This is a genomic window from Acinetobacter colistiniresistens (genome assembly GCF_024582815.1).
Classification (GTDB): domain Bacteria; phylum Pseudomonadota; class Gammaproteobacteria; order Pseudomonadales; family Moraxellaceae; genus Acinetobacter.
This window is the reverse complement of record NZ_CP102099.1, coordinates 1762516-1778633: the sequence shown is the minus strand read 5'-3', so window position 1 is coordinate 1778633 and position 16118 is coordinate 1762516. Positions and strand designations below refer to the sequence as shown.

Genomic DNA, 16118 nt, shown 5'->3' with positions numbered 1-16118 from the left:
GGCGCTTACGCTTTTCTAAATGGCGTATGCCGCCATGAACTCCAGCTTAAGAAACCTTCGATTGAAATTGTTTTTCTAAATGGCGTATGCCGCCATGAACGTGCTAAGAACATGACTAAGCGTGACGGAGAATTTCTAAATGGCGTATGCCGCCATGAACGAAACATGCAGCGTTGGCCAACATCATCAAGTTTTCTAAATGGCGTATGCCGCCATGAACAATAGAAAAAACCTCAAGATATGGCATCTTTATTTCTAAATGGCGTATGCCGCCATGAACTCGAATCAGATCGCGAATTGATTGAAGCAAATTTTCTAAATGGCGTATGCCGCCATGAACGAGTAAAGGATTTAAATGCAAAACCTGCAAAATTTCTAAATGGCGTATGCCGCCATGAACCCTATTGTCCATACACCAGCCGGACAAAGGTATTTCTAAATGGCGTATGCCGCCATGAACTTTTAAGTTTGAAAGAGTTTAAGCCACCCTCGTTTCTAAATGGCGTATGCCGCCATGAACTTGTTTGAACTTCAAATGTAGCTTGTGTTCTTTTTCTAAATGGCGTATGCCGCCATGAACATCTTGGGCATGCATTGCAATGGCTTCTTTGATTTCTAAATGGCGTATGCCGCCATGAACGTCAAGTAGACTGATAGCATTGCAGAAGCAATTTTCTAAATGGCGTATGCCGCCATGAACCATAAGGGTCTGTTTTGTCACATTTTGGTGGCTTTCTAAATGGCGTATGCCGCCATGAACTATTTTTTGCTATATTGAATTAACGCTTTAGATTTCTAAATGGCGTATGCCGCCATGAACATCTTTAGAGTCTTTGTTGTAGACCTCATCGCTTTCTAAATGGCGTATGCCGCCATGAACTGTTTTAATGTCGATTACAAGGCTTTTTTCTTTTTCTAAATGGCGTATGCCGCCATGAACAACTGCTTATGGGATGGAGGAAAGTGCACAGATTTCTAAATGGCGTATGCCGCCATGAACAAGCATTATGCCCGAATGTGTGGTTTCAGCGATTTCTAAATGGCGTATGCCGCCATGAACAGTTGGAGGTGTCTGGAGATGAACCCATGTATTTTCTAAATGGCGTATGCCGCCATGAACAACAACTCCGTTTGGTGATGAAAACGCTTGGTTTTCTAAATGGCGTATGCCGCCATGAACTATAAAATTATAGTAAAAATATAAGTTACAACAAGTAGTTAATATAGATTTAGGCATTTTACCCAATCAAAAACAACTTATTGTAACTCATTGATTTTATTAAGCTATTAAAGAGTCAAAAAATATTGGGTTAAAATTCTGGTACAGTTGAGAAACGACTTAACCCATAAGTTCCAAATGTTCCATCTTTTGCCTCATCGACAACAGATTTACCAATATATAGGCGATATGGTCGATCTATATTTTCTTCTCGCTTGGCACTCAGACTTTTTAAACTCACATAAGGCTCAACTACAGGCTGATCAATATATTCCTTAAAGTGCTGTCTCGCTTGATCCAATGAAATATTGTGGCGCCGTGCTTGATGAATAATACGCTCTTCTAAATTCATCTTTGGATTAACTCGAAAATAATGAGCGTAACCCGTGATTTTAGCTTGAGGTACTTCACGTGGTTGAGTGAAATGGACATAGTCCACAAGCCGTTCCAACCACTTCGCCAGATTAAGCTGTTGTAACTCAACTTCTGTATTGGCAAAAATACGAATTTTCGCACCCAAAAAACCAATATTCTTTTGCTGGTTAATACGATATTGAGGAAAAGAGACACCCAAGCGACTCTTATCTTGATCATCTGTATGTTCTGCAAAAGCAATATGGAGTTGGGTATACACTTTTGACCAAATAAAATAAGGTGAAATTTCATCCTGATCAATTAAAGTGATTTCTTGATAATATTGCATTATTAATCCTTCGCACTTTGACCAAATACCCCACCACGCACTAAAACAGCCATAACATAATGTTCTTGCTCCAGATTTTCTAACGGCTCACCTAAAGCATATTTATCAAATAAGGTAAAAAAGTCTTTTTTCTCTTTAGGAGTACGATAAGCTTTTCCAAGATTTGTGACCGCACCATAAGGTTCAATCGCGATTGCTGTTTTTTTATCATCAAACTCAGGATACCAAGTATCAATTGTACGTAGTGCATTACCAATTTTTTGAGAGTGCATTGCAGCAACATCATTAACTTGATAGAGGATTTTACTCTTATCACCCTTACCTTTATCAAGAACCAATTCTTCACTTGGATAAACCTCTTGCGCTTTACCCACCAAGGCATAAGCCTCAACTTTAATTAATAAATATGCTGTGTCACCTTTTAGAGCCTGAGCGATTTGATCAGCCAATGTTTTTAATTTTTCATCTACATGGTCAAAATCATGCAGTGGATAGTCCAAAGCATTAAATGTTATAGCAGGTTGATCATTTATTGTTATCACAACCTCTACTTTTTCCGCACCGACACGATTCCGCCATAAAAAACGAGCATTGGCAATATTGAGCGCGTAACGCTTCGCAAGCTCTGTAAAGCCATATTTGTTAATATAACTTTTTGCGACGGCTTGATAAGAGTTTAAAAAAGCTTCATTGTTACAAGCAGATGGATTTTCAACACCACCTAATATTTTCAAAGTAAAACCAACTTTTAAAGTATCCTGATGCTCACCCAAAGCACAAACATCTACTGTTTGTAAATTGGCTTTTTCAACTTCAGCATTCAACTTCAATGGATCACTGGCAACAGTAGGCTTTAAACGGTTTGAAATCGTTCCTCGGACTGATTTGGAAATAAGTTTTAAAGCGGTTTGTTCGTTGCGATTATCCCAAGTCATTCCATAAAAATATCCATCAGATGGAACAAGTTTCTTTTCAAATGCGAGTACACTTGCGACTGTTTTTTCATTTTTAGCCATGAGTCTTTCCTTTTTCAATATCAAATTAATTTGTTGTAGCGTTTTGGCAGAGATATAAATTGTTTTCTGAATCAAAATGGTATTGCCATAACATTTGATCAAGATGTTCTATGCGATACGGCATCAAAAATTCACCTAAAGTTAAAACACTTTCGGCAAACCGATGTGGTGTATTGGCATCCCTTTGATTTTTTGCGAATCCCAAATCAGAAATTCCTTGAAAGCCAACAGCGACAGGTACGAGCCAACCTTGAGCTTTCCGCTTTGATGTCCATGTCACTTTGTTATCTTCATCTACACTCGAGCTATGCGTGACTTGTAAATATTCTAAAAGCGCATCTAAAGCATCCTTACCTTGATTCATACTGTCTATTACGAGATCACGACGCTCAACCAGTACATGCCCAAGCATGAGTTTATTGAGGATTGGTTTTAATTCCTTGTCATGATCTTCATCTTCATCAAAATCCAGTATTTGACAATTCTTCAGTGTAAGAACATCTCCACTTGCAAATTTCATACTACAAATTAGCTCAGAAGCAAGTTCTAACAATTGCTCTCTTTTTTTGTTATTCAAATCTTCAATTTCAACTAAAAGTGAAACTTCCAAATGGCAACGGGCTTCCTCAATAAAAGCGGGGCGACTTCCATCCTTATCCAATGGATTTGCGGTACCAATAATTGAATGGACAAAATCGCCCTGTCCTTTATAGGTTTGCAAATTAAACTCATGACAACATACCGCAACTTTAGTTAAAGCCACATCACATGATTTAGCTTGTAATTTACGTTGCAAAGCGTGGACTGCGCCAAGCCAAGCTGTCATTGCTGGAAATCCAATGGTATATGGGCTACTCATGGCATTGGCATTGTGAAGTTTTAAATGAGAAATCAATAAAAAATGACGCATTAGAAAAACTCCTTTGCTTGTTGTAATGAGCTTTCTACACGCTGTTTAACTTCAACCAACTCAACTGTTCCCAACATATAAGCATCACTAATTACTTTTTCATAACTTCGTAATATCCAACGCGCTATTTCTCGGCTTAATTCGTCACGCCAGTCACTATTTTCTTCTCGCTCGACTTGATAAGTTTTATCTAGCCAAATTCGCTGCATTTTCGGTAAGTTTGCGTAATAATCTTGATTTGTCCACCCTTCAATTGCATATTGTCTAGTCTTTAATGCCTGTAGTAACACTTGATCAATCACAAATTGAATAATATTTTTTATCGCATTTCTAATATCCATATTATTTAGATCAAGCTGCATAAATCTATGTAATTGAATAAAGCTGTCTTGATAATTTCTTCGATATAAACACTGCATAAAAAAATCAGTTTTAGGAAGTCTAATCGTTCTTTTTTCTAATACTGGTGGGCAACTCGACAGTAAATAAGCTCGTCCCGCATTTTGGCTATTTAAAACACTAACATTCTGTGGTTGAGTTCCACCATACGCAGTTATTGTTAGATCAAGTATGTCCACATAACCAATTTCATCATGTTCATTTTTCTTACGCAATTCTTTAGCTTTTTTGGTTTCTTCCGAAAAACGCATGGCATCAATGACTTGTTTGAGTCGAGTAATTAAACCAGATGAAGTTAAAATAGATAATAAATTATATTCAGATTGATCAATTGGGAAATAGACCTGTTTTACTAAATGATCTGTCTTTACTGAATGGTCTGCGGCTTTAATTTTTAAAAATTCTGAACTCAATGTTTCAAAATTTAAACCTGCATGCGTAATTAAAATTCGCAACTCTTGATTACCCTGTTCGAAACCATCCAAAACCGTCATTTTTTCAGTAAGCGGTAAAGATAAGAACTTAAATACATCCATTGCAGCAGCATTACCAAATACATCCAATGAATAGTTCACATTACCACTGCGTAAATAGCCATCATTACAATGTTTCGCCTTAGCAATAAGGCTTGAAGTCTTGGCACTTGGATGACTAAACTTACTTGGGTGGCTCACCATTGCAAGCTGGGTTACACGCTTTGCTGCATCAGGTAACCATTCATTTAAACTAAATTTATTATCTGCCTGATGTTGCAAAGTTAAAGTTTCAACATCACTTTCTGCTTTTTTTAAACGATCTTTTAGCCAAAGCTCTTTACGCTCATTTAAAAATGCATGAATACTTTCTGCCATATCCTTTCCATCTTATTATTTATTTGAAACTACCAAGCCAAACTGTTCTGAATACATTAATCGTTTATTCTCATCATACTCAGGCAACATAATCTCCCCATAACGTTCCGATAGCCTTTCAATCTTTGCTTCGACATCTTCTTCATTTCCAGTTAAATGATCAAGGGTCAAGCGACACAAAATGTCGTAATAATCCCTATTCAACCATAATCTTTTTTGTTCCAAATTATTTAATTGCAAATAATCAATATTATAAAAACTACTCCGATCAATATAATGACCAAAATCATTTTTTTCACAGAGTATCAGCTTATGATCTCTCCAAACAGCAAAAATCTGAATATTCGGAGAGCTTTGCCTAAATTGTATAATTTTTTGCGGTAAAGCAGTTAAAAACCATTTTTGTGTTAACCACGAATTTAATGGTTTTGCTCCTAATTTTTCGTATGAGGTTAACGCATCAGCCATTACTGCATGTTCAAGATCTGCTAGCCTTTTTCTTGTTTGTAATGGGCAATTCTTTTTTATTCTTGGTATGGCATTAATATTAAAACTCACATCTGAAATATCGAGTAATTCTTTTAAATCTTTCGTGAGTAATTGGAATTTATCATTATTAAGTTCAAAACCAGGCTTTTCAAAAGCAGCCTTAGCTTTTCTTAATCCTTTTAAATTATATTGCATTAAAGCAATATTTGGCTTTTCGATATTCTGCTCCAATTTTCTGTGACGTAACACTCGTCCTGCTAATTGAATAATCGAACGATAAGATGATGGCTCTACAATGGCCCAATCAAAATCATGGTCTCGACCAACTTCCTCTACTGGGGTTGCAACCAAAATAAAAATCACATGTTCATCTTCAATCGAATCTAAATGCTGGCGAATTACATTATCTGAAAATGCGGTTGCTTGCTCTCCTTCTTTTTCTTTACGTTTTAAAACCTGATCCAAATGCCGTTCCTGCTCACTACGTAGCAACAGAACTTGACGACTATGATATGCCATAACACGAGGCGCTATGCCCTGTGACCATTCTGCATTGAGTAAGTATTGAGTTAAAGCGATACAAGGTGGAATATTGGCAACACGCACTACACCAAAAGAGACTTTTTTACCTGTCTTAAGATCAATACTGTGATGACTCAAATGTAATTGTTCAGCATTCTGCTGAATCCGTCCAAAATATTGAGACTGCAAGCTTTGATCTAAACGTTGAACTTCTTTTTCGACTACAAGATCAGCACAATGCACAATATAGGCTTTATGTTTCACAACTTGCTGAACTAATACTGCTGTCCGAAGATCTACAAATTGATCATGTGTATTTTGATATTGTTGTATAAGCTCTTTTGGCGTATTCGAATCAATGGTTTGAATTTTTGTTTTGAACTCATCAACCCACATCGAAACGATATTTTTATTTTTTAGTTTTTTAAAGGCAGAGTACAAAGCCCAGCCTTGCTGATAGGCATTAAAAAATCCCTCAGCCAATGCTGGAGGTATAGTTGCTGACGATATCATCACTTTTCGTCCCAACATGCCTGCAAGATGCACCAGTCGAGCAATAGCAACTAAGTCTTGAGCATTAAAATCATCCACTTCATCAATGACCAAGTCTGAGGACGAAAGTCTTAAGCTCGGTAAAATATATTTGCCACCACGCTTGGTTTCAGTCGCTGCCATAATATGATCAATGGTGCAAGCTAAAACAGGTTTATATAGAAATGCCTTATTACGTTGTTCTTGATTTTTAGGGAATAAAGCATTCATAAAATCGGCTTGGGGCATCGTGTCGTAATCCAGTTCATTCTCTAATAACGCCTCTAATGACTCTGAACCGATTTCCTCGATATTTAATTTGTCCTGTTGATCATTTCTGGCATTTTGATGATGCAACTCCTGTACAGCTTTTGAACCAATTAAAACAGCTAGCTCATCATTACCTAAACCAATATCATGACGGTATGAATCCCCTGTTTGTAAAGTTAATGTCCTTAAGCCTAGAGCTAAAATATAACGTAATGATTGTCCGTCCTTAGATAAGGCTTGCATAATTTTCGCATTTGCAATGGTTTTTCCTTTCCCTGTACTTGCTATATTGACAATAAACCAACCCTGTTTCTCAGCCCCTTCATTTTTTTGAATAAATTGCTGAATCCCTTTAGCAGCCTGATCCTGCCATTCAAAACCTGATGGACTTTTCTTTTTTAATTTTTGAATATTATAAGCAGATTCCATCTCATCAGCTAAACGACTTAAAGACTGAGCTATCCGCATAGCATTGTCACTGACTCGAACTAGATGTTCATCCAAAAATTGTTTGGCCTGCTTAGTCTTAGCATCTGTATTTGCAACGAGTGATAAACTCGTTTTCCATGTTTTATCCGCCTCACACGATGAATAATAATGATCCCCCAACATTAGACATAAGCGCGCATGATGTAAAATCACTCGCCAACTACCATCAATAAAAATCTGTCCTGATACTTGAGCTTCCTGTAATAACCGTGATGACCATTTTTTAATTTGTTTTGTCCATTCAGTAGATTGGCTTAGTAAGCCTTGCTCAAACTGAAAACATAATTTAAGTCGTTGCTGGTAATCCTTTTCATGAAATTTATTTTGATAGCCCCAGTTTGCTTCGATACATTCAAATAATTCTGTAATACTATTTGCAGGTTCAGCAGCATACCTTTTTGAATCTTTATCATCTTTTAAATTAGGTAAGCGATGGTGTGAAATGATCAGCCACGCAACTAATTGAGCGAATGGTGGAAGCTGAGTTAAAACTTTTGATTGATCTGATTTTTTTACAATCATTTGCTGGAGAAGTTCCTCATCCCAACTTTGATTAATAAATAGATTTAACCAAACCTCATCAGACTCTATATTGCCTGATGATTGCACCAAGGCATTTAATAATAGGCATGAAATCCATTCATGACGTAAAGGATCACCTTTAAATTGGTTATTTTTATCAAGTAATTTTTGCTGGAATAATACCGTTGCTTTACCCCAATCATGCAGTAAAGCAGACACAGCAACTAATGCTTTGATTAATGGTAAATAATGCCAGTCATTTTCCCATTTATTTTGAGACAAGCTTTTCTTTGTGGTATTTACGGGGACTATCCCCTGTTCATTAAACTTATTACGATTTCCTACAACCCACATCAATTCATTTCTACGACGACCACGTATCCAATGACATGAAACCGCTGTACTTTTCGTCGCAGTTTTTCTAAGTAATTTTTTGACCGCCAACAATCCATCTTCAGTGATCACTGTTTGCCATGTGTTATCACCAATCCGATCTGCAAAAGCATCGAGCACACGACGAGTTCGAGCAATCGCTTTCTTTTCACACTGAGAGATAAAGGTTACGATCATAAACCAGTAACCTCATATTCATTAGAATTAATGAGGGCTAATACAAGTCTTAGACTTATATTAGCCCTGCTAAACAACCTATGCGGCTGTGAAAAAGACATATCCAAGATACATCTAGTATTTTCTAAGCTGTCTATGTGACAGTTGGTATTAATTATACTCATAACTCATTTTCTAAATGTAAAATCAAGATATATTTCTGGATTAAAATTCACAGAAATATTCACTGACCATATCAATGAAATAAAAAATACTACAAAAAGCTTATTTTTGAACATAGGTGTATCTCCTCTCATATTGATACTGAGCAAAATAACACCAATTAAAAATAAAAACAACCATACTAGATGTATCTATTTTAAATTTAACATAGCCTTCTCTTTCACCTGCTCAAACATCCAATCCAGACAGCGATATTCTGTGAATTTTTGCAACAGCTGCTGACGGAACGCTTGCTCAGTCAGCCCCTCTTTGGCACAAATAAACGCCCATGGTAAAACCACCGTATCCTTAATGAGATCAGCCACATCGAAGACCAAAGCACCACGTCGGGTTTTGCCATGCATCACAGCAAAACTATGACTAATACCTAAGACCCAAAGTGTTGTCGCACTGAGGCCATAGGCTAAGTAATTGCCATGATTCAAAAAATCATTGGCTAAATCCCCTTGCTCTGGATTACGTTCAAAACTCAACTTACAACGAGTTGCTGCAATTTTATAAAGTTGCTTGGTCATCTGCGCTTCGGCGAGGAGTAAATCACCCACTTTGACCATATTAGGAATTTTCTTTTCATAACCAGCTAAAGCTTGCTGAATATCTAAATCATCCAGATAAAAACCTTCATCCTTTAAATCTTTGTCTCTAGCCCAAATTTTGCGGATAAATTCGATACGAGCAAATTGAAATTGCTTTGCAACATCTAAACGTTTGGCATCATCAAACCAGAAGCTCATCCAGCCCTGCATATATTCAGTTGGGCGATATTCACTTTGTGGCGTTAACCATTCCACCTCACTGCCAGCAAATAATGGCGTGCCACCACCACCACAAAAACCAACCAACACTCCTGCGCTGCACAACATTCGCATCGCAGCCTGCGTAATCGATGTTCCTGTACCCAGTAAAATCACCGTGGTATTGGCAATGGGAATATTCCAGTATTGGTTTTCATTCTTTGCTTCGGTGAGATACAGCACTCGCCCATCTTTTTGCATCACCCGGCAATGTTCTAAATAATAAAGATTGGCACGTTTAGAATGTAAGATTGCTTTTAAATCAGATGAGTTAAGTTGTTCCATTCTTTTGTTTTTCCCTCATTTTTTATGATCTTACTGGAACGATAAACAATAAAAAAGCTGCCGAAGCAGCTTTGCGACACCGAATGTCGCTTTATAATTTTTAAATATACGTTGATTTACGACTCAATTTTATCAAACTTACGATCAATCAGACTTAAACGACCACGTGCAACATCAGACAACATGCGCCAATCCGAAATAAAGCTATACAGCGGTTGTTTAAAGCTGGCAGGCTTATTATGTTCAAAGAAGAAGTGCCCAACCCAAGCACAGGCATAGCCTGATACTAAACCATATACCGCATATTTTGCCTGACGTTTACGGATGGCTTGACTAAAGAAATATAAACCAATCGAACTGCCTGCTGCATGTAAACGGCGACTGGCGATATTGCGGTGTTCGGTTAAATAAAAATGATAAAATTCGTCATAGTTTTTAATGGGTAATGAAAATTCCACTGGCTGGGTAATATTCGCTGGTGCATTCATTTTAAGATCATCCTAATCGTGCAAGACTCTCCACACGTTAATGCATTTTCTGTACAAAATAAAGTCATTGCGTGCCATCCTTTCCCTGCTTAAAACAACTTTACAATGATTTTTGAGATCAACAAGTTATACTATTTTTATATTTATCATTGTCGGTGGTCAGGAGTCATAACTTCATGGAAATAGAGCTAAAATTTCAACTGCCTGAATCTAAGAAAAAAAGTGTATTACAGCTGTTAAGCAAGCAAAAAGCACAGAAAATTCACCTGCAAGCAAAATACTATGACACTGCCGATCGCTTACTGGCAAAGAATTACATCGCCATTCGTCTGCGTCAGGAAGGTGAGCATTGGGTGCAAACCTTTAAGGCCGCCAGTAAGAACCATTTACAACGTATCGAAGAAGATATTTATTTAGGCAAATGCGCTGAAGAACCTGAGCTGGATTTATCTTTATATAAACATAATCAAACCGTGCAAAGCGTACTCCGTGATGTTTTAGGTGAACAGCCTGCTGAGCTACAGTTGCAATTTCAAACTGATGTACAGCGTACCTTCCATGTCTTCGAGTTTGCAGGTTCGCATATTGAAGTCTGCTTGGATGATGGAGAAATTCGCACCCCAACTGATCAAGCCAAAATCTGTGAAGTCGAATTTGAGCTCAAACAAGGCTCGGCACAGTCTCTGATAGATTTTGCCAAAACCTGGGTAGACAAATATCAGCTCTGGCTTGATGTACGCAGTAAAGCTGAACGGGGCAATTTACTGGCCATTGGTAAACGGGTTTCCCCTGCCACCAAAGCAAAAACACTAAATTTAGAAACAAATGTCAGTGCTGAACAAGCCCTTAAACTGATGATCGAAAATACGCTCAATCATATCTTGCCTAATACGGCTGCAATCGCTGATGGTGTAGCAGAAACAGACCATATTCATCAAGCACGTGTCGGCTTACGACGTTTGCGTTCAGCTTTAAAACATTTCTCAAACTGGTCTGCGCACATTGATCCTGCATGGGAAAGTCAGTTGGCTGATATTTTTAGAGCTTTGGGGCAATCACGTGATAACGATGCAATTCAAGATTCGGTCATTCCCTTAGTCAAAGAAGTTTGTGATTTTGATTTTCCACTCCCTGATAAGGTTGACAGTCGTGTTTCTCAGTTATTAAGCCATACTCAAACCACACAGCTATTTTTAGCATTGTTCAGCTTTACCTATAGTGAGCATGAGTCTAAATCTAAACTCTCTAAACAAGCGGCTAAAAGCTTAACCAAGTTGTATCAAAAAATTCTTAAAGATACCTCTCAATTTTCGAAGCTAGAAGTCGAGCAACAACACCGTACCCGTAAACGCGTTAAACAATTGCGTTATTGCATCGACTTTATTGCAGGGATTTATCCTGAAAAACAAGTTCGACAATTCTTAAATAAGTTGCAGCCGATTCAGGAGTATTTAGGTTTTTATAATGATCTCTTTGTCGCCGAACAGATCTTTGAACAACAGGCTGTGAAGCATCCACAATTTTTATTTGCTTTAGGTTGGGTCAAGGCACAACAACCACATGTGGCCAAGAAAGCGAATAAAAAGCTACAGGGTTTATCTGCTAAAGATATTTTTTGGGATGAGGATTGATTGCTGCACAAGGGAAAATCACCTCACTCTGTTATCGTGCTGGCGGCATGGATGCCGCCGTTAAGCTGTGGCATCAAGGATGTGCCATCAGCTTAACAGAGGGGTTTTGTTACTTTTGCCCAGTCAAAAGTAAGGCACCACCTATACAAAAGGTATTCGGTTATTCATAATTTTTGAGGTCTTACTCACCTTAACGGAAAATGAAAATTAGTTCTTTAGCAGGCAGATAATATCTCCATATTAAGCTTAAATCATTTACCGATATTTCCCAAAAATCTTCCACGTACCATTATCAGCAATCGGATCACTATAACTATCATTACGCTGCTTACGTGGCTTGTCCCGTGCATCCACCAATTTAAAATGCGGCTCTACACTTAAAATCACGCCATTCATATAAAACCGAGTACGGGTATAGTCACTTTGCCCATGCTGAAATACATAGGTACGTAAATCAATAAATTCACGATGTGCAACTAAGGCCGCAGTATCGTCACTGCCCAACCATTCCTGCATCGCAAAAATCTGATCGGTCTCAAACTGGCCACATTTTTCTAACAAAGCCGCCACACCGCGAAAAGTTTTAGACTCTTTGGCACGGGTTTTATTGATCCGAATCCGATCCACCTGAAAGAAAAAAAGCGGCAGATTTAAGTGACTGGGTAAGTGAATCGCATCCACAATTTCGTCTTCCATAAAAGGCTGACATAACTGTTGTGCTCTTTCAATCAGCGGTTGCCACTGCCGATAATACTCATCTACATCCTCTTTCAGCCCATAATAAATCGGCAAGCCTTCGACATGCTCTAAATATTGGGGTGGATAAATATGCTGGCGTAATAAAGCAATATCCGTTTTTAAGCTTTGAATCGCGATTGCATCTTGCATAGTGGTTATTCTAATTGCTTAGGCTATTTTAGGTTAAGGCAAAGGTTTAGTTTCGACAAGGCTTTGTCTATAATAATGTGTCTTAACTTGTCGCTGGGAAAAACCATGTCTCAAAAAATTAACGCCACTGATGTGACGGAAGAAGAAGCTTTAAATGCAGTCTTTTTTGAGCGTGCAGATGAGTTCATTAAGCTTGCCAATGATTTCTGCCGACCACCCAAAGGTCAGCAAGCTAAACCAGAAGAATTACGTGGTCAAGTCAGTGCAGCCATGTTATTCGCCACTGCCCGTTTTAATACCTGGGTTGCAGCCAATAACTTTAAAGACGGCGAAGAAATGCGTGATGCCAAAGAGCAAGTAATGTCTTATCTACTGCAACAATTCCAAATGATGCTGGAAGACAACTTTGACGAATACTGTGAACAGTTTGAAAACTACTTACGCTTCCGTAAGAATGAAGATTTTCATGCGCATAAACATGATCATTAAACATTTCTGCTAAAAATAAAGCCACCGATTTGGTGGCTTTATTTTTATGATTTATTTCAGATCTTGTGCTTGCCCGTATTGGTCAGCCATGACTTCGACAAACTGATCAAGTTTGATGTATTTCTTGATTACCGCATTGACATCTTCTTTGCTCAGTTTCGCAAGTTCTTGATCTCGCTCAGCACGATCCAACAAAGTCTTGTTACGCTCTAACTGCCCCGTGAGCATGCCATGAATATTGCGCTCGTCCTCTAAAGCGGTCACCCGTTTTTTCATGATATCGGCTTTGGCTGCTTCCACTTCCTGCTCAGTCACGCCTTTGCTCAGTAACTCATTCAATACCTTATGTACCGATTGCGAAACTTGCTCAGAACGACCAGAAGTATAATTTGCAGTGATACTCAACGTACCATCATCAATATCAGGATCAAGATCTAGGCCACTACCAAAGCCATATACCAAGGCGTTCTTCTCACGTAACTCTTGTGCCAAACGCGATGAGAGTTGCGAGTTCCCCAAGATATGACTCAGGATAATCAAAGCTGGTGCATCTTTATGGTATGAACCAACAGGCAACGCCAGTACACTTTGATAACTACCAAATTCACGCTGTTCCGATAAAGCATGTACTTTCTGCGCTTTATACACCGTATATTGACCTGTCACTTTCGTGAACGGCTGCTTTGCTTTCCAAGAACCAAAGGCCTTTTGTAAGGTCTTCTGCATTTTCTTAGCATCAAAATCACCTGTCACAGCGATTTGGGCATGATCCGTCACAAAGAATTGCTCATAGAACTGTTTAATTTGTGGCTGAGTGACTTCACTGATCTGCTTTTTCGCAAGTTCTGGTTCAAAGTGATAACGGATATCGCCTGGTTTATAGATTTCCAGAATTTTCGATAAAGTCATCGATGACACAACCGCAGGTTCTGTATATGGACGATCCAATACCGATAAGCTCTGATTTTTTGCCAGATCAAATTCAGTTTGTGAAAATTTTGGTTGTTTAACCACATCCACAATAAAGTTGAAGAAATCTTCAAACTTGTCTTTCTTCGCCTGAATCACAATGGTAAAACCATTGCCATTCGAGCTGACCGATGCCCCACCACTTGCAGCAATTGCTTTATCCGTAATTTCTTGCAAAGTATGCTTTTCAGATCCACGTAACATCAAATAACTGGTTAAATCTAAGGTCACACCTTTGCCAAATAATGTTTTTTCATCACCAAAATCTAAACTAATGGTGGCATAGGTTTTATCATCACGTGTAGGCGTTGGGAAGAGTGCATAGCGAATACCATTCTTTAACTCGCCACGCTGAATTTTCTGCTCATTCTTTTGCAATTGTTGAGCAGACTGCGTCATAAACTGGCTGACTTCCTGCTGATAAACACTGACATCCTTTAACGGTTCAGGCTTTTCTGCACTTTGATCTAGCGTTTTTGGCTGATTATCAGCTTTTAGCGTCATCGCCTTCTTCTGATCTTCAGGTGTTGGCAAAATATCACCTGAAATACGATGGGATGCTACTAAAAATTCTTTTAAGTTTTGATTGGCATCTTTTAATTTTAAATCTTTAACTGATTGTAAATCTTTAAAGTACTGATCCCATTGACCATGAGATGAAACGGCATAATCACTCAGACGTGATCCTAACGCCACCGCATCATTCATAATGGTATCCGCATCATTTTGCGTGATATTTTTAATCCGTTGTAACTCAGCCTCACTAAATTCGTGGCTATTCTCTACACCTGCCGTGAGTGCATCATTGACCTTTTTGGCATCATGATTCGGTGCATAAATTGCCCCCATAAACACCAAATTAAAATCTTGATCTAACCATGTGGTTGACTGTACTGCGGTACTGATCCCCGTCTCCACCATACTTTTATACAGGATACCACTAGGTTGCATGGTATAGAGTGCCGGTGCCAATGCTAACGCAGGCTGCAGCTTGGTATTTTTACCATTCATATAGATGTGGAATTTGGCTAAATCACTGCCCTTTTGCACGGTAAATTGGCGCTGTTCAATTTTGCTTGAATCCAGAACAGGCACTTGTACCTGGGCAGGCACAGCACGTGCTGGTATTGGACTAAAATATTGATCAATCTTATTCAGCACTTCGGTCTTATCAAATTTACCTGAAATCACCATCACCGCATTATTCGGCGCATACCAAGTTTTATAAAACTGATTCAATTCATTCAGCTGAATGGACTTTAACTCGGGTAGATCACCAATCGGCAAACGGCCCAAATATTGGTTGCCATAAGCGGCTTTCCACATTTGATCCATCAATACCGCAAAAGGTTGATCCATACGGATTTCACGTTCACGTTTGACAATCTCAATTTCAGAAGGCACAAATTTTTCTTGCAGTACCAATTTGTCCATACGCTCAGATTCGAGGTACAGAATTTCATTCAATGCATTCTTTTCAGGACGAACAATATTTAAATATTTAGTCGAGTAGTAATCGGTGCTGGCATTGGTCATCAGGGTAAATTGATCCAGGCGACGCTGGAACTCATCGCCTTTCACATTCTGCGTGCCTTTAAAAGCCAGATGTTCCAATAGATGTGCCAGACCGCCTTTACCCTTCGGGTCATTCAGTGAACCCGTAAAATAAACCGTATTTACATAGACTTTGTTTTCTTTATCATTTGGCGCAAGAATTACACGAAAACCATTATCTAATTTATATTCTTCGATATTTTTTTCACTTTTTACGAGTACTGTCTGAGACCAAGACGTCGCACTCAACCCGATCAAACAAAGAGAGAGAGTAAGCTGCTTAAACCGCATTAACATAATTTATCCA

11 protein-coding genes and 1 CRISPR repeat array (1 of these 12 running past the window's edge) are annotated in these 16118 nt (G+C 38.5%); of the genes, 2 read left to right on the top strand and 9 right to left on the bottom strand.

The window, feature by feature from the left end; genetic code table 11:
• Positions 1-1180: a CRISPR direct-repeat array (repeat unit 28 nt; unit sequence TTTCTAAATGGCGTATGCCGCCATGAAC); it reaches 409 nt to the left of the window's first position.
• Between the two features lie 130 nt (positions 1181-1310).
• The 7 genes from cas6f to NQU59_RS08440 form a co-directional block, all read right to left on the bottom strand.
• The gene (cas6f, locus tag NQU59_RS08470) at positions 1311-1922 is read right to left on the bottom strand and encodes a type I-F CRISPR-associated endoribonuclease Cas6/Csy4 (RefSeq protein WP_257065887.1); all 612 of its coding nucleotides are present in this window, start codon (positions 1920-1922) and stop codon (positions 1311-1313) included.
• 2 nt (positions 1923-1924) lie between these two features.
• Complete coding sequence (csy3, locus tag NQU59_RS08465; RefSeq protein WP_257065885.1) at positions 1925-2938, bottom strand: type I-F CRISPR-associated protein Csy3; 1014 nt, start codon at positions 2936-2938, stop codon at positions 1925-1927.
• Between the two features lie 25 nt (positions 2939-2963).
• On the bottom strand, positions 2964-3848 hold the full coding sequence (gene csy2, locus NQU59_RS08460; protein WP_257065883.1) for a type I-F CRISPR-associated protein Csy2: 885 nt from the start codon (positions 3846-3848) through the stop codon (positions 2964-2966).
• On the bottom strand, positions 3848-5098 hold the full coding sequence (gene csy1, locus NQU59_RS08455; RefSeq protein ID WP_257065882.1) for a type I-F CRISPR-associated protein Csy1: 1251 nt from the start codon (positions 5096-5098) through the stop codon (positions 3848-3850). The genes csy2 and csy1 overlap by 1 nt, the downstream gene beginning before the upstream one ends.
• 15 nt (positions 5099-5113) lie before the next feature.
• Positions 5114-8491: a type I-F CRISPR-associated helicase Cas3f gene (cas3f, locus tag NQU59_RS08450; RefSeq protein WP_257065880.1), complete on the bottom strand. Its 3378-nt coding sequence runs from the start codon at positions 8489-8491 to the stop codon at positions 5114-5116.
• 353 nt (positions 8492-8844) lie between these two features.
• Positions 8845-9792, bottom strand: a complete 948-nt coding sequence (cas1f, locus tag NQU59_RS08445; RefSeq protein ID WP_257065879.1) for a type I-F CRISPR-associated endonuclease Cas1f — start codon at positions 9790-9792, stop codon at positions 8845-8847.
• Between the two features lie 116 nt (positions 9793-9908).
• Positions 9909-10280 (bottom strand): DUF962 domain-containing protein, encoded by a 372-nt coding sequence (locus NQU59_RS08440; protein ID WP_005243395.1) that lies wholly within the window; start codon positions 10278-10280, stop codon positions 9909-9911.
• 176 nt (positions 10281-10456) lie between these two features.
• On the opposite strand from NQU59_RS08440, the gene NQU59_RS08435 reads away from it, so the two are divergent.
• Complete coding sequence (locus NQU59_RS08435) at positions 10457-11911, top strand: CYTH and CHAD domain-containing protein (RefSeq protein ID WP_257065877.1); 1455 nt, start codon at positions 10457-10459, stop codon at positions 11909-11911.
• A gap of 255 nt (positions 11912-12166) precedes the next feature.
• Here the strand turns inward: NQU59_RS08435 and NQU59_RS08430 are convergent, their stop codons facing one another.
• Positions 12167-12799 (bottom strand): hypothetical protein, encoded by a 633-nt coding sequence (locus NQU59_RS08430; RefSeq protein ID WP_005243398.1) that lies wholly within the window; start codon positions 12797-12799, stop codon positions 12167-12169.
• A 105-nt stretch (positions 12800-12904) separates the two neighbouring features.
• On the opposite strand from NQU59_RS08430, the gene NQU59_RS08425 reads away from it, so the two are divergent.
• Entirely contained in the window at positions 12905-13288 is a 384-nt protein-coding gene (locus NQU59_RS08425; RefSeq protein ID WP_005243400.1) for a DUF3144 domain-containing protein, read from the top strand.
• Positions 13289-13339: 51 nt separating this feature from the next.
• Here the strand turns inward: NQU59_RS08425 and NQU59_RS08420 are convergent, their stop codons facing one another.
• Positions 13340-16108: a M16 family metallopeptidase gene (locus NQU59_RS08420; protein WP_257065873.1), complete on the bottom strand. Its 2769-nt coding sequence runs from the start codon at positions 16106-16108 to the stop codon at positions 13340-13342.
• Between the last annotated feature and the right edge of the window lie 10 nt (positions 16109-16118).